The following is an 18,379-nucleotide window of genomic DNA, read 5'->3' as shown; positions in this document are numbered from 1 at the left end:
CCACGCGGTACGGCGTTTGAACATCGCTTGCGGCAAGATCACATGACGCCGCATAACCCGGTGGGTTCAAGAACCCACCCTACGAGATACTGCTGATCAACGGGTGAGACCGCGTGGACACAGGTGCCTTTCGCGGCGCGGTCCACCCTACGAAAAGCGCCGTTGCGGGCACGCCAATAAAAAACGGCGGCCCTTGCGGAGCCGCCGTTCTCGTGTGATGCGACTGGCTTACACGTACGCCGCCAGCGCACCCTTCATCTTTTTCAGCGCCGCCGACTCGATCTGGCGGATGCGCTCGGCCGAGACGCCGAATTCCTCGGCCAGGGTGTGCAGCGTGGCGCCCGAGCCGTCGTCGTTGGCCAGCCAGCGCGCTTCGACGATGCGGCGCGAACGCGGGTCGAGCTTGCCCAGAGCCGTTTCCAGGCCTTCGGACTGCAGGCGCGTGACCTGCTCGGCCTCCAGCACCTTGGTCGGCTCCTGCTGGTCCGAGGACAGGTAGGCGATCGGCGAGAACTTGTCGTCCTCGTCGTCGGTCGGCGCTTCCAGGGCGATGTCGCGGCCCGAGAGGCGGGTTTCCATCTCGATCACTTCCTCGCGCTTGACGCCCAGCAGCTTCGCCAGGTCGTCGACCTGGCCCGGTGACATCGCGTCCAGGCCCTGCTTGTTGCTGCGCAGGTTGAAGAACAGCTTGCGCTGGGCCTTGGTCGTCGCGACCTTCACCAGACGCCAGTTCTTCAGGATGTACTCGTGCATTTCGGCCTTGATCCAGTGCATCGCGTACGACACCAGGCGCACGCCCTGGTTCGGGTCGAAACGCTTCACGGCCTTCATCAGGCCGATGTTGCCTTCCTGGATCAGGTCGGCGTGCGGCAGGCCGTAGCCCAGGTAGCCGCGCGCGATCGACACCACCAGGCGCAGGTGCGAAAGCACCAGCTTCTGGGCGGCGTCGAGATCGTTCTTTTCCCGCAGCCGCGTCGCCAGCGATACTTCTTCCTCATGGGACAGCATCGGCAGCCGGTTCACCGCGGAGATATACGCGTCGATGTTACCGAGATTGCCGGTGAAGCCAAGTCCCAGAGCACGGCTGCCGGTTGGAACCAATGCGGATTGTGCGGACATTATCTTTTCCTCGTAGAGTGTTTTGTGCTGCATCTCATGCAGGGGACGATTCCCGCTGCTGATTTTTTCGGCTTGATTCCGGATGCAAGCGAACCCATTTACATTCACTTGAGTTATATATTAGCACTCTCCAAGGGTGAGTGCTAGCGAGCCCCCGGAAACCGAGGGCCGTTTAAGTCTGGCTAAAGTATTGCTTTAAAGCATTAATTGCGCTCGCTCTACTGTAGAGTGAAACGGCGCATTTCTATTGAGCTATCTCAAGTGTGTGCCTCTTGTGGATCGCGTTAGGCCACAGACTAAGGGCTGTCGAAACCCGGTTTCTGTTAGTTGGCGCACGAAGCACCGAGTTCCGCGCCTTGCGAGGCAAATTCCTACTTCGGTAAGGGAAGTAGACGCACAAGTCGAGCGGCCGCGAGGCTTGGAAAATGACACGGGCGGACCCATGGGTCCGCCCGCAAGGCTGGATCGGGGCGCGAACTCAGTGCAGGCGCGCCAGGTGGCGCTGCACCGACAGCATGGCGCCGATCAGGCCGAGGCCGGCGCTGATCGCCAGCAGGGCCGCCAGTTCCAGCGGGCCGAGGAAGGCCAGCTGGAATTCCGACGCATACAGGCGCGCGAACTCGGCGATCGCCGCGTTCAACGGGCGCAAGGCCAGCGCCACGCCGGCCAGCGCCAGCGCGCCGGCGCACAGGCCGAACAGGGCGCCGGTGTAATAGAAGGGGCGGTGGATGAAGTTGTCGGTCGCGCCGAGCAGCTTCGAGACCGCGATTTCCTCGCGCTGGGTCAGCACCTGCAGGCGGATCGTGTTGAACACCACCGCGATGACCACCACGCCGAGCGTCACCGCCAGCAGCAGCAGGCTCAGGCGCAGCACGCCCATCAGGGCGGCCAGGCGTTTCACCCAGGCCGAGTCGACTTGCACCGTGTCCACGTGCGGCAACTGGTGCATCTGCTCGACCACGGCGTCGATGCGCGCGGCGTCGGCCGTGTTCGAAAAGCCGGCCAGCTTCATCACGTAGCTGTCGGGCAAGGGATTGTCGCCAAGGGTGTCGAGCGCGTCGGACAGGCCGCTGCGCGCCTTCAGCTCTTCCAGCGCCCGTTCGCGCGGGATGAAGGCAATCGTTGCGTTGCTGTCCGCCAGGATCTGGCGCAACTGCGGCGCAATCGCCTGCGCCTGCTCGCGCGTGGCGTCGAGCTTCACGAAGACGCTGACCTCGGGATCGACCGAGAGCTGCTCCGACATCGGGCGCACGTTCTCGAGCAGGGTGATGCCGGCGAACGGCAGGGTCAGCGCGACCGCGATCACCAGCACGTTGAACAGGAAGCTGCCCGGCGCCTTGCGCACGGTGGACAGCGCCGCGCCGAGCGCGAAGCGGTGCTGGCGGAACCAGGGGCTCATGCGGGACCTCCTTCGGTTGCCGCAGCTCCGGCATCGCCTGCCGCGTCGACCGAACCGGCCGCGCCGGCGAGTCCATCGCCGACCAGCTGGCCGTGCTCGAGGCGGATCACGCGCGCCGCCTTGTCGAGAATCTGCTCGTCGTGGGTCGAGATCACGCAGGTCACGCCGACGGCGTTGAAGGCGCGCAGGGCGTCGATCACCTTGTCGGCCGCCACCCGGTCGAGGTTCGCGGTCGGCTCGTCGGCCAGGATGATCTGCGGCCGGTTGACGATCGCGCGCGCGATCGCCACGCGCTGCTGCTCGCCGCCGGACAGTTCCAGCGGATGGGCCTTCGCGCGGTCCAGCAGGCCCACCTTGTCGAGGGCGGCGCGGGCGCGCTGCTCGGCCTGGGCGCGGGGGGCGCCGGTCACCAGCAGCGGCAGCATGGTGTTGGCCAGGATGTTGCGGTCGTTCAGCAGGCGCTGGTGCTGGAAGATCAAACCCAGGTTACGGCGCAGGAAGGGAATGCCGGCCTTCTTGATCTTGCCGATGTCCTGGCCGAACACGACCACGCGACCGCTGCTGGGACGCTCGACCGCCGCCACCATCTTCATGAGGGTGGACTTGCCGGCGCCCGAAGGACCGGCCAGGTAGACCAGCTCGCCCTTGTCGATGTTCAGGGTGACGTCGCGCAGGGCGGTCGCGTCGACCGAGTATTTCTTGGAGACGTTGTGGAATTCGATCATCTTTATCCCAGCAGCGCTTCCACGAATTCTTCTGCATTGAAGGGCTGCAGGTCGTCGAGCTTCTCGCCGACGCCGATGAAGTACACCGGCACCGGGCGCGTGCGCGCGATCGCGGCCAGCACGCCGCCCTTGGCGGTGCCGTCCAGCTTGGTGATGATCAGGCCGCTCAGCTGCAGGGCGTCGTCGAAGGCCTTCACCTGGGCCAGGGCGTTCTGGCCGGTATTGCCGTCGATGACCAGCAGGGTTTCGTGCGGGGCGCCATCCATGCCCTTGCCGATCACGCGCTTGATCTTCTTGAGTTCTTCCATCAGGTGCAGCTGGGTCGGCAGGCGGCCGGCGGTGTCGACCATGACGACGTCGACGCCGCGCGCCTTGCCCGACTGGACCGCGTCGAACGCCACGGCGGCCGGGTCGCCCGAGGCCTGCGAGATCACGGTGACGTTGTTGCGCTGGCCCCAGACCATCAGCTGCTCGCGCGCGGCGGCGCGGAAGGTGTCGCCCGCGGCCAGCAGCACCGACTGGTCGAAGCGCTGCATGTGCTTGGCGAGCTTGCCGATGGTGGTGGTCTTGCCGGCGCCGTTGACGCCCGAGATCATCATCACCAGCGGTTCGTGGCGGCCCAGCTCCAGCGGCTTTTGCAGCGGCGCGAGCATCTCGATCATCAGCTCCTTGAGCGCGGCCTTGACGGCGGCGGCGTCGAGCAGCTTGTCTTCCTTGACCTTGCGGCGCAGGCTGGTGAGCAGGTGTTCGGTGGCGTCCATGCCGGCGTCCGACATCAGGAGCGCGGACTCGAGTTCCTCGTACAGGTCCTCGTCGATGCGGGCGCCGACGAACAAGAGCGAGAGATTGCTCGAGGTCTTGGCCAGGCCCGCCTTCAGGCGCGCCATCCAGGACTTCTTCTGCTCTGCGGCGGTGGTCGGGCGCTCGGCCGTCTCTTCGATGACGAGTTCGGGTTCGGCGCTCGCCAGGGCAGGGGCCGGAGGCGGAGTAAAGGCGGGTGCGGGGGCGGGAACTGCTGCTGGGGCAGGCGCGGGCGCGGGCTGGACCGGCGCCGCCTGCTCGACAGGTTCGACCGGCGCCGGCGTTTCGGGGGCGGCTTTTTTTCTCTTAAAGAAACTAAACATGGGTTGCGTAGGGGCGGCTGCTGCATGCACATGCCGGTATGCGATACCGGCACGACGAATAGGGTCGCGGGTATTTTACCAGAGCACAGTACTGACGAATCGGCAACGGACGGACGGGGCGCGCCGGCTGTCGACAGGCGCGCGAACGGCAGTCCGGCCGCGGCCTGGCGGATGTTCGGGGCGCCTGGCGCGACCGCAGCGCCGCACGGCAGGGCCGAGGCGGGGAGACTAGCGCTTCATTGCCGGTTGCGCGTCCACCAGTTGCCCTTCTTTTCAGGAGCCGGCGGGTGCAGGCGCCAGGCGCCGTAGGGATTGTTGAACAGCGAAGCTTCGCCGTAGTCGATCGCCGCGACGCGTTCGAGCCTGTACACCGGCTTGCCTTCGCTGACCGAGAACGTGTGGCCGTCGGCCAGGTCCGGCGCGCGCTCGAGCAGGTAGCGGGTGAAAAAGCGCAGCATGTCGGCGGCCTGGGTCTTGTCCCTGGCGCTGGTGACCGCTTCCGGCAGGCCGAAGTTGTGCATTCCGCAGGAATAGACGTCGGCGCCGGCCACATACACCACCAGCGCGCGGTGCGCGGTGAGCTGGTCGAGCTGTTCGCACATGTCGATCCAGTAGGCCGGCGCATGCGCGATGCCGGTACTGTCGACCTTCACGCCCAGCCCGCCGCTATCGATCAGGGCCGCGCCGGCGCGCATCATCGCATCGGCCGCCGCGCGCGAACCGCCCGGCCCCACCAGGTAGGCGACCGAGGCATGGGTGTCGATGTCGGCCATCGCCTCGGACCGCGCCCAATGGGGGCCGGCCTTCACGAAGTCCTCCACCAGGTTCGGGTCGGCCGGCTGCAGGGCGAGCTCGCAGGCAAAGCCGGTCGCGCTGTCGCTCAGCACGCCGCCCGCCAGGGAGTAGCCGATGGCGCTGGCGGCGATCTCTTCGGCCAGCACACCAAGGTTTTCCCATGGGCCGGGAATGCACAGGACCAGTTCCGGAGTGGTGCTCACTGCTTCGTCTCCTCGTTATCGGGTGATGGCGCCGGATGCGTTCGCCGGGCGCGCCATGACGCGGCCTTGCCGCTCCCGTTCCCGGATACGGCTGAGCTGTCTGCCGAAGAGCATAGCCGGTTCGGCGCAAACGTGTTTTCGCAATCGAACGCGGATAAAACGGGCGGCCGGGACGGCTTCCTGGTCAGGCGGCGGCCGCGCGCCCGGACGATCCCTGGGCGCGCTTTGTCACGGCCCCGGGAGGGAGGGCCGCTGATACGACTCAGCCGGCCTTGGCCGCCTCGGCCGCCTTGCGCATCGCTTCCAGCGTCGCGTTCGGCGTGATCAGGTTGCCGTCGTAGCGCAGCTCGATCAGCGCCGGCAGCTGCTTGCCGTTGGCGTGCTCGAGGGCGCGCGCCAGGGCCGGCGCGAAGTCGGCGGTGCGCTCGACGACCTCGCCGTGGCCGCCGTAGGCGCGCGCCAGCGCCGCGAAGTCCGGGTTGTGCAGCGTGGTGCCGGAGACGCGACCCGGATAGGTCTTCTCCTGGTGCATGCGGATGGTGCCGAACATGCTGTTGTTGAAGACGATGATGATGACGCCGGCGCCGTACTGCACCGCGGTGGCAAGCTCCTGGCCGGTCATCATGAATTCGCCGTCGCCGGCGAAGGTGACCACGGTGCGCTCCGGCGCGACGATCTTCGCCGCCACGCCCGACGGCACGCCATAGCCCATCGCGCCATTCGTCGGGGCCAGCTGGGTGCGCATGCCGCCGTAGCGCCAGAAGCGGTGCGCCCAGGACGCGTAGTTGCCGGCGCCGTTGGTGACGATGGTGTCGCCAGGGAGCGTGGCCTGCAGGTCCTGCACCACCTGCCACAGGTCGAGCGGCGCCTGCCCGTCCTTGAACACCGGCGGCTGCGCCTGCCACGCGGCCAGTTCGGCGCGCGCTTCTTCCACCGTGTGGCGCCAGGCGCCGGCATCGACCGGTTCCATCGCCGCCAGCATCGCGCAGGCCTGCGGCGCGCCGCTGGCGATCATCAGCTCGGCCTGGTAGACGCTGCCCAGTTCCTCGGGGTCGGCGTGGATGTGCACCAGGCGCTGCTTCGGCACCGGCGAATCGAGCAGGGAGTAGCCGGAAGTCGTCATCTCGCCCAGGCGCGGGCCGATCGCGATCACGAGATCGGCCTCCTTCACGCGCGCGGCCAGCTTCGGGTTGATGCCGATGCCGACGTCGCCGATGTAGTTCGGGTGCGCGTTGTCGATCAGGTCCTGGAAGCGGAAGGTGCAGGCCACCGGCAGCGCGTTCGCCTCGGCGAAGCTCGCCAGATCCGCGCAGGCCTGCGCATTCCAGGTGCCGCCGCCCAGCAGCACCAGCGGACGCTGCGCTTCGGCCAGCATGGCGCGCAGGGCGCCGATCTGGCTCGCCGCCGGCGCGGCCTGCACCGGGGTGTGGCAACGGGTGTCGGCCACTTCCGCCTTCGACACCAGCATGTCTTCCGGCAGGGCAAGGACGACCGGCCCCGGTCGTCCACTCGTGGCAATCTGGAAGGCGCGCGCGATGTATTCGGGGATGCGGTCGGCGCGGTCGATCTGGGCCACCCATTTCGCCATCTGGCCGAACATGCGGCGGTAGTCGATCTCCTGGAAGGCTTCGCGGTCGACGAAGTCGTTGCCGACCTGGCCGATGAACAGGATCATCGGCGTCGAATCCTGGTAGGCCGTGTGCACGCCGATCGAGGCATTGGTCGCGCCCGGGCCGCGGGTGACGAAGCAGATGCCGGGCTTGCCGGTCAGCTTGCCGTAGGCCTCGGCCATGAACGCCGCGCCGCCTTCCTGGCGGTTGATCACGAAGCGGATCTGCGAATCGTGCAGCGCGTCGAGCACGTCGAGGTAGCTTTCGCCGGGCACGCCGAAGGCGGTGTCGACACCGTGGACGTGGAGCGCGTCGACCAGGATCTGGCCGCCGGTGCGGGAAGGGTGCGTCATGTCTCTGTCATCCTTGTTGGTTTGGCCGGGCCATGCCAGGCATCGAAATATTCTATGCCAGCAGTTGAGCGCAAGCTTTTCAAATGGCGACACCAAATTTCAGAAATGCCGGGCTGATAATCTTATCAATATGCAAAATGCTTGGACGGCGCGATGGCCTGGGGCTAAACTTGTTAAAAATAAAATACTACTAGGGAAATCATGCAGAGACGTCACATGTTATTGACCGGTCTGGCGCTGCTGGGCAGCGGCGTCGCGTTCGCCGTCAAGCCGCGCGGCGACATCGTTCCCGTCTACGTCGTGCCGCTCGACGATTTTCCCGAGGATTACGCGGCGAACGTCGCCCGGGCGCTGGCGAGCCAGCTCGGCATCCGCGTGCGGGCGGGCTTGCGCCTGCCGCCGCTGCGCATTCCGGTGCTGCCCGGGACGGATCAATACGCCAGCGAAGCGCTGCTCGAGCGCGCCGTGCGTGCAAGCAGCCGTCTGCCGGGCCTGGGACCGGAAACCTATCGCCTGTTCCTCACCACGCGCGACATCAATTCGCAGACCGGCAACTTCCGCTTCCAGTTCTCGATGCACAGCCCGAACCTGAACTGCTCGGTGCTGTCGATGGCGCGCCTGGTCGAGATCGAGAACGGCGAGCCGCGCCTGACGGTGCGCACCGGCGAGCGCACGATCAAGCTGGCCAAGCGCGCGGTGGGCGAACTGCACCTGGGCTGGCGCCGCTCGACCGATCCCGAGGACCTGATGTATGCGCCGCTGATGAGCGTCGAGGACCTGGACCGGATCGGCAACGAGCACCGGGAACAGGCGGCGCCGGCGGCGCCCGCGGTCCCTCTCCCGCCCGTGCCGCGCGACCGGCCGCGCGAGGGCGGGGCGACGATTTCGGTCTGATCGCGTCCAAGGGAAACGCCATTCCGGCTTTTTCACTTTTTCAATGTAGCGGTTTTATACGAGGATCATCATGTTCAAGAGACTGGCGGCGGAAGCACTGGGCATCAGCGATATCGGCGTCATCGTCGGCCCGGCGGATTACAACAAGGTCGATGCCGACGATTACCTGTTCAGCGAAGACGGCGAGCAGATCTTCTTTCTCATCAAGAGCAAGAAGGACGAGTACTGCTTCACCAACCTGGCGCTGATCCACGTCGACGGCGATTCGGCCGTGTCGTCGAAGCGCGCGATCAAGCGCTACGACTATGCCGCGCACCAGATCTCGAACGTCAGCATCGAGACCGCCGGCACGCTGGACATGGACATCGAATTGAAATTCAACCTGGACGACACGGTGTTCTCGATCGACGTCAAGAAAACCTTCATCGAACAGCTCAAGGACATCTACAAGGCCCTGATCTCGATCGGCAAGCAGCAGCGCCGCGACGCGGCCTGCCGCGAGAATGCGCTGCGCGCGCTGGATGCCACCGCGTCCGTGCACAAGCTGAACATCGCGCCGGGCGAGGGCGGCCTGGTCAAGCAATACGGCGAATTGCTGGCGGCCCTGAATAGCGCCATGTTCGATACGCACACCAAGCGCGATTTCAGCGACGTGTTTGCGAAGTACATCCACAACTGAGGGAAGTTCGCGTGCGGTGTGCCGTGTACCGCATCCGCCACGCCGACTAGGAGGGCCACCCGCCATCGGTTACAATGATGCCGTGAAGCAGGCCAGACAGTCGCTGGCTGGCGCCGCAAGGCGCCGGCGGGAGGAAGGTCCGGACTCCACAGAGCGGGGTGACGGTTAACGGCCGTCCGCCGAAAGCCTTCCGGCGCAAGCCGGGGGTATAAGGCGAGGAATAGGGCCACAGAGACGAGCGTATTCAGTTACGGTGAAACGCGGTAACCTCCACCTGGAGCAATTCCAAATAGGCACGCGTTGATGTTGCTCGCGGAGCGTGCGGGTAGGAAGCTTGAGCGCCGGAGTAATTCGGCGCCTAGAGGAATGGCTGTCATAGGGGCGTCCCGCAAGGGAGACCACTACACAGAATCCGGCCTATCGGCCTGCTTTGCACTTAATTCTTTTTCTCCTGCGCGCGAGCAAGCGCAGGACGACACTCGGGTACTTCCCCTGCCGCGGCAGGAACTTCCGCGACCATAAACGATCTGAACACTGAGCCATAAAGACGGCAGACGTAGCACTGTCTTGGCTCGGGAGCGCGATGGCGGGCAGTTCTTCACGGGCTAGTCGAGCCCTCGGTGCTGCTTGACCTGGATCACGTGGGTTGCGGTCCCCTGTCTGCATTCGTCTTGCATCAACACCAGCCTTACATCACCAACAGTATCGCGGCAAGGGCGCAACCGGCATAGGGCAGGGCCATCCTCCTCCCCGGTTGTTCATGTTTTGTTGTCAATTGGTTTGGTTCGCACACCATATGAAGATAACAGTGATTGGCACAGGTTATGTCGGACTGGTCTCGGGCGCCTGCTTTGCCGACGTGGGCAACACCGTGCTCTGTCTCGACGTCGACGAACGCAAGATCGCGATGCTCGATGCGGGCCGGCTGCCGATCTTCGAGCCTGGCCTCGATGCCCTGGTGGCGCGCAACAGGGCGGCCGGCCGGATGAGGTTCACCGCCAACTACGATGAAGCGGTTGCGCACGCCGACGTTATCTTCCTGTGCGTGGGCACGCCGCCCGACGAGGAGGGCGGGGCCGATCTCACCCATGTGCTTTCCGCGGCGCGCAGCATCGGCCAGTGCATGCAGCGGCCGGCCATCCTGGTCAACAAATCGACCGCGCCCGTCGGCACCGCCGACCAGGTAAAAAGCGTCGTCGCCGGCGAACTCGGCATGCGCGGCGTGTCCATCGACTTCTCGGTCGTCAGCAATCCCGAGTTCCTGAAGGAAGGCGCGGCAATCGAGGATTTCATGCGCCCCGACCGGATTGTCGTCGGCAGCGACAATCCACAGGCAACGAAGATCATGCGCCATCTTTATGCGCCATTCAGCCGCAACCATGAAAAGCTGGTCGAAATGGATGTGCGCAGCGCCGAGTTGACGAAGTACGGCGCCAACGCCATGCTGGCCACGCGCATCAGCTTCATGAACGAACTGGCCAACCTGGCGGAAAGCCTGGGCGCCGATATCGAGCAGGTACGGCGCGGCATCGGCTCCGATCCGCGCATCGGCCCGGACTTTCTATATGCCGGCGTGGGATACGGCGGCTCCTGCTTTCCCAAGGATGTCCGGGCCTTGCTGAAGACCTCGGACGACCATGGCCAGCACCTGCGCATCCTGAACGCCATCGAAGCGGTGAACGCATCGCAAAAGAACATCCTGTTCAAGAAGATTGCCGAGTTCTTCGACGGCATCGATCGGCTGGCGGGAAAAACCGTTGCGCTGTGGGGCTTGTCGTTCAAGCCGAACACGGACGATGTGCGCGGGGCGCCCAGTCTTGCGCTGATACGGAAACTGTTTGCGGCGAATTGCCGCGTACAGGCCTACGATCCCGTTGCCGCCGGTGCGGCGCAACGCGTGCTGCTCAGGGAGCATGGCGAAGCGCGTTGCCAGGAACTGTACAAGGTGGCGGATTCGGCGGCGGCCGCCGTCGAAGGCGCCGACGTGCTGGCCATTGCGACGGAGTGGAAAGAGTTTCGTTCGCCGGACTTCGGCTTCCTGGCCGCCACGCTGCGGCACCGGGCGATTTTTGACGGCAGAAATCTCTACGATCCGGAGCTCGTCGCCTCGTTCGGACTGAACTACCACGGTATCGGCAGGCCTGTGCCGGTGGGGCAGCAATGATCCCGGCCAATACACCTGTCCTGGTCACCGGCGCAGCCGGTTTCATCGGGAGTTTCCTGGCGGCGCGCCTGGCGCGCATGGGCATGGGGGTGACGGCATGCGACAACTTCAGCGCGGCTTACCCGCTTGACTTGAAACATGGACGCGTCAAGGCCCTGCTGGCGCCGCACGACCTGCGCTGCGAAGCCGTGGAGCTTGCCGATGCGGGCCAGGTCGCGCGCCTGTTCGAACGCGTCCGGCCCGCGTATGTCGTGCACCTGGCGGCGCAGGCCGGTGTGCGCTACTCGATCGACAACCCCGCCGCCTACGTGCAATCGAACCTGGTGGCGTTCGCCAACGTCCTGGAAGCCTGCCGGCAGTGCCAGCCCCGCCACCTGGTCTACGCGAGCAGCAGCAGCGTCTACGGGGCAAGCCTGGCAGCGCCCTTCCGGGAAAGCGACAGGACCGATGCCCCGGTGTCGTTCTATGCGGCGACCAAGAAGGCGAACGAGGTCATGGCGCATTCCTATAGCCACCTGTTCGGGTTGCCCGCGAGCGGCCTGCGGTTCTTTACGGTCTACGGCCCCTGGGGACGGCCGGACATGGCGTATTTCAGCTTCGCGCAGAAAATGCTCAAGGGCGAGACGATTCCGGTCTTCGCGCAAGGAGAACTGGAAAGGGACTTTACCTATATCGACGACATCGTCGAAGGGATCGTCCGCGTGCTGGCAAAACCGCCCGGCGAATCGGCCGATCAGCCGCTCGATGCGCCGACCAGTGCGTCGCCCAATGAGTCGGCTAATGAGTCGGCCAGCGCATTGACCAATGTGCTGGCCAATGCGCTGGCCGATCCGGCCGCCGGCGCCGCGCCGCACACGGTGTTCAACATCGGTAACCGCCAGCCGGTCCGGGTGCTGGATTTTATCGCGGCCCTCGAGGAAGCTGTCGGGGTCAAGGCCAGGATCCGCTTCCTGCCGATGCAGCCGGGCGACGTCCCGATGACCTGTGCCGATACCGGCAAGCTGCGCGACTGGGTCGGCTTTGCGCCGGCGACCCCGCTCCAGGATGGGCTGCGCCGCTTCCACGCGTGGCTGGTTGCCTGGATGGCCGACGGCCAGGCTGGCTAGCCATGCAGCTGGCCATGCAAGACGCGCCTGTCGAGGCGGCGGACGAACAGCGCGCAGGCATGCGCTTTCTCCTGGTACTCGCAATTTACTTCCTGCTGCAAGTCGTGCTGCGCGTGACCTCGCCCGCCGTGCTCGACCTCGACGAAGCGGAAGCGATCCTGAGCTTCCAGCACCTGCAGGCTGGCTACGGCAACCAGCCGCCGCTGTATTTCTGGCTGCAATGGCTCATGTTCTCCGCATTCGGCATCAATCTCGTCGCCCTGTCCGTCCAGAAGAACTTGTTGCTGTTCTGCACCTACCTGGCGATGTTCCACACGGCCAGATTGCTCATCGGCATGAACGCGGCCATCATTGCCGCCGCCTCGCTCATCTTGTTGCCGCAACTGGGCTGGGAATCGCAGCGCGACCTGACGCATTCGGTGCTGGCGACCTGCATGGCCGCGCTCACGCTCTGGTGCTATGTCGGCCTGCTCCGGCACCGGAGCAGGTGGCGCCATGCGCTCTTCGGGCTGCTGGTCGGGCTCGGCCTGCAGTCGAAGTACAACTTCGCGGTATTCGCGCTCGGGCTGCTGGCGGCCAGCCTGCTGGTGCGGGAACACCGGCGGGCGGTATGGACCCGCGATGCCTGGCTGGCGCTGGCCGTGGCGGCGCTGTCCCTGGCGCCGCACGCGTTGTGGTTGTTCAACCACCTGGATGTCGCAACGGGCGCCACGCTGGAGAAAATGCATGGCCGTGGCGGGGATTACGCCGGCAGGGTGGCGCGTGGTTTCGGCAACATGGTGGGCGCGACAATGCTGTTTGCCACGCCGCTCTGGATCGTCTACGGCTGGATCTGGTGGCGGCGCCGCGGCCAGGCCCGGGCGCGGCTCGATACCCCCGCGGCCCTGTTTATCCTCTGGTTCTACCTTGCGGCGTTTGCGTGCATCACCGTGCTGGTGCTCAGCGGCGAGCTGGCCAGGATCAAGAGCCGCTGGATGCAGCCGATCCTGTTCCTGCTGCCGCTTGCGTTCCTGGTCCTGTTTCCATCGCTCGCGCGCCGCACGATGCGTCGCATCATCCTGTGGGCGGCCGGGGTGTGCGCCATCCTCATCCTGGCGGGCATGCTGGCACGCGGCTACCTTGACAAGGACACGCGCGCACCGTTCGGCGCATTGTCGGCGCAACTGATGCTGCGCTTTCCCCAGGCGGACACCGTGGTCGCGGACGACCTGACGGTCGCGGGCAACCTGTATCTGCATCACCCCGCATGGACAGTCATGCTGCTGCCCAAGGTGCTGCAAAGCCGGCCCGCCCTGCGTGGCGAGCTGCTGTTGATCGGCCCGGGCGGCCAGCCGGAGCATGGCGTCGACCGTTTCCTCGACGCCTACCCATCGGGCGTGGTCCGCCGGCGCGGACGGCTCGCTATCGGCACACCACAGGATCGACAAGGCGCCATCGCGGTGGAATATGCGCTTGTCTCGTTAAAGGACGCGTAAATGCTTTTGTCGGTCGTTATTCCAGTCATGAACGAGCAGGGCAATATCGAGCCCCTGATCGCGCGTATCGCAGAGGCGCTGGCCCGGATCGAGCATGAGATCATCTTCGTGGACGACGGCTCGGTCGATGCCACCGTGGCGGAAATAGAACGCTGTGCGACTCCGAATACCCGCGTCCTGGTACTGAATCGTAACTACGGCCAGACCACGGCCATGGCCGCCGGCATCGATGCCGCGAATGGCGAGCTGATCGTCATGCTCGATGGCGACCTGCAAAACGATCCCTACGATATCCCGCGCATGATGGAGCGCATGCGCGAAGGCGACTGGGACGTCGTCGCCGGCATCCGCGCCAGGCGCAAGGACGGCTTCCTGCTGCGCAAGGTGCCGAGCAAGCTGGCCAATTGGCTGATCCGGCGCGCGACCGGCGTCCATATCAGCGATTACGGCTGCACCCTGAAGCTGTTCAAGCGCGACGTCGCCAAGAACCTGGGGCTGTATGGCGAACTGCACCGCTATGTGCCGGTATTGGCCACGATGTATGGCGCCAGGATGACGGAGATGGAAGTGCGTCACCATGCGCGCCATGCCGGCGTGTCCAAGTACGGCATCAATCGCACCTTGAAGGTGGTCAGCGACCTGATGCTCATGGTGTTCATCCGCAAGTATGGCCAGCGTCCCATGCACCTGTTCGGCACCGCCGGGCTCGTCGCGTTTTTCGCGGGCTGCGTCCTGAACGCCTATGTGCTGTTCGACAAGCTGATGGGGGAACAAAGCGCCGGACGGCCGCTGCTGTTCCTTGGCCTGCTGCTGACGGTGGCGGGCATCCAGCTGATCACCACCGGCTTCGTGGCGGACCTGATCATGCGCACATATTACGAATCCCAGAACAAGAAGCCCTACCAGATCAAGAAGATCACCGGTGTCTAGACACGTCGGCAAGAAGCTGAAAGTGGCCTTGCAGGTGCTGGTATCGGCCTGCCTGGTCGTTGTCGTCTTTCGCCATCTCGACTTCAGCCAGGTGAAAATGCTGGCCTATCATCCGCGGCGCTCGCCGCTGCTGGCCGCCGCCTTCGTCGTCTTCAACTTGTCGAAGATCGTCGGCGCGCTGCGCCTGAATATCTACCAGCGCCATGCGGGCGTGCACCTGGGCGAGGGCGACAACCTGCGTTTGTATTACGCGGGCATGTTCCTGAACCTGTTCCTGCCGGGCGGGATCGGTGGCGATGCCTACAAGATCCTGGTCCTGCACCGCAGCCATGCCTTGCCGCTGCGCGCATTGATCACGACTACCCTGGCGGACCGCGTCAGCGGCATCCTGGTCCTGTTGGCGATCGCCTGCCTGTTGATGCCCATGCTGGCGCTGCCCTGGGAGGCGCCGGCCGTCATCGCGGCGTCGCTGGCAACGCTGGCCGCGGTAATCGCCGTCTTCGTCGCCGGGCATCGGCGGCTGGTCAAGCTCGACCTGCGGGGTATGGCCGCCGTGTTCGGGCTCGGCATCGGGGTGCAATGCCTGCAATTGACATGCATGGGAATGCTGCTTGCGTACCTGGGCGCGCCCGCGGCGCATCACCTGGCCTATTTTTTCCTGTTCCTGGTGTCGTCGATCGCCGCCGTGCTGCCGCTCAGTGTCGGCGGCCTTGGCATACGCGAGGCGACCTTTCTGTTCGGCGTCGGCCTGTTCCACCTGGAGCCCACCTACGGCGTGATGGCGTCCAGCGGTTTCTTCCTGATCACGGCATTCTCGTCCTTGATCGGATCCCTGTTCCTGGGCCATTTTTCGCTGCGTTCGCGGGCGTGCCAGGACCAGGGAATGCGGGGCAGCCCCTGACAGTGTCGCCAGGCGCTCCCAGCGAGGGATATGGGCCGCTCTTGGGCTACAATCCGGAAACGAAGCATGCTGGCTTCTTCCGGAGACATCGATGCCCCAATACATCCTCGCCCTCGACCAGGGAACGACCAGTTCGCGCGCGATCCTGTTTGACCGCCAGGGCCAGGTGGCGGCCTGCGCCCAGCAGGAGTTTCCCCAGCATTTCCCCCAGCCCGGCTGGGTCGAGCACGATGCCCTCGATATCTGGAACAGCCAGCTCGCCTGCGCGCGCCAGGTGCTGAAACAGGCCGGCGTGGACGCGGGGCAGGTCGCCGCCATCGGCATCGCCAACCAGCGCGAAAGCACCATCGTCTGGGACCGCGCGACCGGCGAGCCGGTCGCGCGCGCCATCGTCTGGCAGGACCGCCGCACGGCCGGCGCCTGCGACCGCCTGCGTGCCGAAGGCAAGGCGCACCTGGTCGGGCGCAGCACCGGGCTCGAACTCGACGCCTATTTTTCCGCGACCAAGCTGGCCTGGCTGCTCGACAACGTGCCCGGCGCCCGCGCGCGCGCCGAGCGCGGCGAGCTGTGCTTCGGCACGGTCGACAGCTGGCTCGTCTATAAACTCTGCGGGCGCCACGTCACCGACGTCAGCAATGCCTCGCGCACCATGCTCTACAACATCCACACGTTGCGCTGGGATCCGGCCCTGCTCGACCTGTTCGGCATCCCCGCGGCGATGCTGCCCGAGGTGGTCAAGAGTTCCGGCGAAGTAGGGCTGGCGCATGAAGAATGGTTCGGGCGCGCGATTCCGGTGGCCGGCATCGCCGGCGACCAGCAGGCCGCCACCTTCGGCCAGGCCTGCTACGACAAGGGCATGGTCAAGAATACCTATGGCACCGGCTGCTTCATGCTGATGCATGCCGGCTACGTGCCGCCGGTCTCGCGCAACCGCCTGCTGGCGACCATCGGCTGGAAGGTCGACGGCCGGGTCGACTACATGATCGAGGGCAGCGTCTTCATGGGCGGCGCCACCGTCCAGTGGCTGCGCGACGGGCTCGGCATCATCAAGCATTCGAACGAGGTCGAGCCGCTGGCGATGTCGGTGACCGACAGCGGCGGCGTGATGCTGGTGCCGGCCTTCGTCGGCCTGGGTGCGCCGCACTGGGACCCGTACGCGCGCGGGACCATCGTCGGCATGACGCGCGGGACCACCGCCGCCCATGTCGCGCGCGCGGCGCTGGAAGCGATCGCCTACCAGAGCGCGGAACTGCTCGAGGCGATGCAGAAGGACGCAGCCTGTCCGGTGACCGAGGTGCGCGCCGACGGCGGCGCGGCCCGCAACGACCTGCTGATGCAGTTCCAGGCCGACCTGCTCGGCGTGCCGGTGGTGCGGCCGAAGGTCACGGAAACGACGGCGCTGGGCGCCGCCTACCTGGCCGGCCTGGCGACCGGTTTCTGGAGCTCGCGCGAGGAGATCGCCGCGCTCTGGCGCGCCGAGCGCCGTTTCGAACCCGGCATGCCCGCCGAGCGCCGCGCCGCGCTGATGACGCGCTGGGCGCGCGCCGTCGCGCATGCGAAGGGGTGGGCCGAACATTGAACCGGACATACAACGATAAGGATGGAGCGAGACGATGCAGTTTGAAATTGCACCCGTAGGCAGCGGCGTGTTCTGGACCATGGCGGCGATCACCTTCCTGGCCTGCGCCGCGCCCTTGCTGGTGATCCGGCGCGATGGCCTGGCCGTCAGCATGAAGAACGTGCTGCTGGCGGCGGTCCTGATCGTGCCCTTCACGGCCACGCTGGCCTATTCGGTGCACGACAATGCCCTGGAGCTCGCCGACGGCAAGATCCTGCTGCGCGCCGCCCATTTCTATGAACACGACCGGCCGCTGTCCGACTTCAACCTGGACGGCGCGCGCATCGGCAGCTACGGTTCCATCGAGGAGGCGCGCCTGGGCGTGCGCAGGAACGGCATCCACATGCCCGGCTATGCGGCCGGGCGCTTCAACGCGCCGAACGAGAAACAGGTGTTTGCCCTGCTGACCGACCGCAACCAGGTGGTCTACCTGCCGGCGCGGATCGGGCCGTCGCTGCTGGTAAGCGTGGCCGAGCCGGAGCGTTTCCTGGCCGCGTTGCGGGCGCGCCGGCCGGCGCCGGGCTGATAGTCGCTTCGGCGCTTACTTCTCGGCGCTCACTTCTCGACGTTTACTTCTCGACGATCTCGAAATCGAACTCGTCGACCCCGGCCACCTCGCCGTGCACGCGGTCGCCCGGTTTCAGCGCGCCGACTCCCGCCGGCGTCCCCGTGAAGATCAAATCCCCCGGCGCCAGCGTCACCAGGCGCGACAGGTGGCTGATGATGTCCGCGACCGGCCAGATCATCTCGGTCAGCGCGCCTTCCTGGCGCACCTCGCCGTTCACCGTCATGCGGATGCAGGCGTCCTCCGACGGGTGGCCGAAGCTGCTCACCGGGCGCAGCGGCGAGCAGGGCGCCGAGGCGTCGAAGCCCTTGGCCATGTCCCAGGGCCGGCCGTTTTCCTTCGCCGCCGCTTGCAGGTCGCGCCGCGTCAGGTCCAGGCCGACGCCGTAGCCCCAGACCCTCGCCAGGGCTTCGTCGGCCGGGATGTCGGCGCCGCCCGAGCGCAGCGCCACCACCAGCTCGATCTCGTGGTGCAGGTCTTCGGTCGCGGGCGGGTAGGGCAGCGCGCCCTCGGCCGCCACCACGGCGTCGGCCGGCTTCATGAAGAAGAAGGGCGGCTCGCGGTTCGGGTCGCTCCCCATTTCGCGCGCGTGGGCGGCGTAGTTGCGGCCGACGCAGAACACGCGGCGGATCGGGAAACGGGCGCTGCTGCCGAAGATGGCAAGCGAGGGGATGGCGGGCGGCGTGAAGGCGTAGTCGGTCATGGGTTCTCGAATCGGG

The 18,379-nt window shown here is 65.9% G+C and carries 16 protein-coding genes and 1 other RNA gene; 10 read left to right on the top strand and 7 right to left on the bottom strand.

Annotated elements, in window-relative coordinates; translation table 11 throughout:
• Window positions 1-228 precede the first annotated feature (228 nt).
• The 6 genes from rpoH to RT688_RS05265 form a co-directional block, all read right to left on the bottom strand.
• Entirely contained in the window at window positions 229-1,119 is an 891-nt protein-coding gene (gene rpoH, locus RT688_RS05290; protein WP_313703802.1) for an RNA polymerase sigma factor RpoH, read from the bottom strand.
• A 478-nt stretch (window positions 1,120-1,597) separates the two neighbouring features.
• Window positions 1,598-2,518 carry a permease-like cell division protein FtsX gene (gene ftsX, locus RT688_RS05285; RefSeq protein WP_313703801.1) on the bottom strand — a complete coding sequence of 307 codons (921 nt, stop codon included), beginning with the start codon at window positions 2,516-2,518 and terminating at the stop codon, window positions 1,598-1,600.
• Window positions 2,515-3,243, bottom strand: coding sequence for a cell division ATP-binding protein FtsE (locus tag RT688_RS05280; protein ID WP_313703800.1), 729 nt, complete (start codon window positions 3,241-3,243; stop codon window positions 2,515-2,517). The genes ftsX and RT688_RS05280 overlap by 4 nt, the downstream gene beginning before the upstream one ends.
• Before the next feature lie 2 nt (window positions 3,244-3,245).
• Complete coding sequence (gene ftsY, locus RT688_RS05275; protein ID WP_313703799.1) at window positions 3,246-4,367, bottom strand: signal recognition particle-docking protein FtsY; 1,122 nt, start codon at window positions 4,365-4,367, stop codon at window positions 3,246-3,248.
• A 236-nt stretch (window positions 4,368-4,603) separates the two neighbouring features.
• A complete protein-coding gene (locus tag RT688_RS05270) occupies window positions 4,604-5,365 on the bottom strand; it encodes a DUF4261 domain-containing protein (RefSeq protein WP_313703798.1) in 762 nt (253 codons plus the stop codon).
• Window positions 5,366-5,627: 262 nt separating this feature from the next.
• Window positions 5,628-7,328, bottom strand: coding sequence for a thiamine pyrophosphate-binding protein (locus RT688_RS05265; protein ID WP_313703797.1), 1,701 nt, complete (start codon window positions 7,326-7,328; stop codon window positions 5,628-5,630).
• Window positions 7,329-7,544: 216 nt separating this feature from the next.
• On the opposite strand from RT688_RS05265, the gene RT688_RS05260 reads away from it, so the two are divergent.
• From RT688_RS05260 to RT688_RS05215, 10 genes are all read left to right on the top strand, one after another.
• Complete coding sequence (locus RT688_RS05260) at window positions 7,545-8,222, top strand: hypothetical protein (RefSeq protein WP_313703796.1); 678 nt, start codon at window positions 7,545-7,547, stop codon at window positions 8,220-8,222.
• 70 nt (window positions 8,223-8,292) lie between these two features.
• Window positions 8,293-8,901: a PH domain-containing protein gene (locus RT688_RS05255; protein ID WP_313703795.1), complete on the top strand. Its 609-nt coding sequence runs from the start codon at window positions 8,293-8,295 to the stop codon at window positions 8,899-8,901.
• Between the two features lie 84 nt (window positions 8,902-8,985).
• Window positions 8,986-9,337, top strand: an RNA gene (gene rnpB / locus RT688_RS05250) — RNase P RNA component class A.
• 360 nt (window positions 9,338-9,697) lie between these two features.
• Window positions 9,698-11,065, top strand: a complete 1,368-nt coding sequence (locus RT688_RS05245) for a UDP-glucose/GDP-mannose dehydrogenase family protein (protein ID WP_313703794.1) — start codon at window positions 9,698-9,700, stop codon at window positions 11,063-11,065.
• On the top strand, window positions 11,062-12,171 hold the full coding sequence (locus RT688_RS05240; protein WP_313703793.1) for an NAD-dependent epimerase/dehydratase family protein: 1,110 nt from the start codon (window positions 11,062-11,064) through the stop codon (window positions 12,169-12,171). The genes RT688_RS05245 and RT688_RS05240 overlap by 4 nt, the downstream gene beginning before the upstream one ends.
• A gap of 2 nt (window positions 12,172-12,173) precedes the next feature.
• Window positions 12,174-13,646, top strand: a complete 1,473-nt coding sequence (locus RT688_RS05235) for a glycosyltransferase family 39 protein (RefSeq protein ID WP_313703792.1) — start codon at window positions 12,174-12,176, stop codon at window positions 13,644-13,646.
• Complete coding sequence (locus RT688_RS05230; protein WP_313703791.1) at window positions 13,647-14,576, top strand: glycosyltransferase family 2 protein; 930 nt, start codon at window positions 13,647-13,649, stop codon at window positions 14,574-14,576. It abuts the gene before it with no gap.
• A 22-nt stretch (window positions 14,577-14,598) separates the two neighbouring features.
• Window positions 14,599-15,477, top strand: coding sequence for a lysylphosphatidylglycerol synthase transmembrane domain-containing protein (locus tag RT688_RS05225; protein ID WP_313703790.1), 879 nt, complete (start codon window positions 14,599-14,601; stop codon window positions 15,475-15,477).
• 91 nt (window positions 15,478-15,568) lie between these two features.
• A complete protein-coding gene (gene glpK, locus RT688_RS05220; protein ID WP_313703789.1) occupies window positions 15,569-17,056 on the top strand; it encodes a glycerol kinase GlpK in 1,488 nt (495 codons plus the stop codon).
• A gap of 34 nt (window positions 17,057-17,090) precedes the next feature.
• Window positions 17,091-17,621 carry a PH domain-containing protein gene (locus RT688_RS05215; RefSeq protein ID WP_313703788.1) on the top strand — a complete coding sequence of 177 codons (531 nt, stop codon included), beginning with the start codon at window positions 17,091-17,093 and terminating at the stop codon, window positions 17,619-17,621.
• Between the two features lie 43 nt (window positions 17,622-17,664).
• On the opposite strand, the gene RT688_RS05210 is transcribed toward RT688_RS05215, so the two are convergent.
• Window positions 17,665-18,363 (bottom strand): fumarylacetoacetate hydrolase family protein, encoded by a 699-nt coding sequence (locus RT688_RS05210; RefSeq protein ID WP_313703787.1) that lies wholly within the window; start codon window positions 18,361-18,363, stop codon window positions 17,665-17,667.
• Window positions 18,364-18,379: the final 16 nt, after the last annotated feature.

This window comes from Massilia sp. (genome assembly GCF_032106685.1).
Taxonomy (GTDB): Bacteria; Pseudomonadota; Gammaproteobacteria; order Burkholderiales; family Burkholderiaceae_D; genus Telluria.
This window is presented reverse-complemented; position numbering and strand designations above follow the sequence as displayed.

Bases quoted from the DNA above. Each gene is read 5' to 3' on its own strand.
- ftsX (WP_313703801.1), bottom strand. From the start codon at position 2,518: ATGAGCCCCTGGTTCCGCCAGCACCGCTTCGCGCTCGGCGCGGCGCTG.
- RT688_RS05280 (WP_313703800.1), bottom strand. From the start codon at position 3,243: ATGATCGAATTCCACAACGTCTCCAAGAAATACTCGGTCGACGCGACC.
- RT688_RS05245 (WP_313703794.1), top strand. From the start codon at position 9,698: ATGAAGATAACAGTGATTGGCACAGGTTATGTCGGACTGGTCTCGGGC.
- RT688_RS05215 (WP_313703788.1), top strand. From the start codon at position 17,091: ATGCAGTTTGAAATTGCACCCGTAGGCAGCGGCGTGTTCTGGACCATG.
- glpK (WP_313703789.1), top strand. From the start codon at position 15,569: ATGCCCCAATACATCCTCGCCCTCGACCAGGGAACGACCAGTTCGCGC.
- RT688_RS05235 (WP_313703792.1), top strand. From the start codon at position 12,174: ATGCAGCTGGCCATGCAAGACGCGCCTGTCGAGGCGGCGGACGAACAG.
- RT688_RS05260 (WP_313703796.1), top strand. From the start codon at position 7,545: ATGTTATTGACCGGTCTGGCGCTGCTGGGCAGCGGCGTCGCGTTCGCC.
- RT688_RS05240 (WP_313703793.1), top strand. From the start codon at position 11,062: ATGATCCCGGCCAATACACCTGTCCTGGTCACCGGCGCAGCCGGTTTC.
- RT688_RS05265 (WP_313703797.1), bottom strand. From the start codon at position 7,328: ATGACGCACCCTTCCCGCACCGGCGGCCAGATCCTGGTCGACGCGCTC.
- RT688_RS05230 (WP_313703791.1), top strand. From the start codon at position 13,647: ATGCTTTTGTCGGTCGTTATTCCAGTCATGAACGAGCAGGGCAATATC.
- ftsY (WP_313703799.1), bottom strand. From the start codon at position 4,367: ATGTTTAGTTTCTTTAAGAGAAAAAAAGCCGCCCCCGAAACGCCGGCG.
- RT688_RS05255 (WP_313703795.1), top strand. From the start codon at position 8,293: ATGTTCAAGAGACTGGCGGCGGAAGCACTGGGCATCAGCGATATCGGC.
- RT688_RS05210 (WP_313703787.1), bottom strand. From the start codon at position 18,363: ATGACCGACTACGCCTTCACGCCGCCCGCCATCCCCTCGCTTGCCATC.
- rpoH (WP_313703802.1), bottom strand. From the start codon at position 1,119: ATGTCCGCACAATCCGCATTGGTTCCAACCGGCAGCCGTGCTCTGGGA.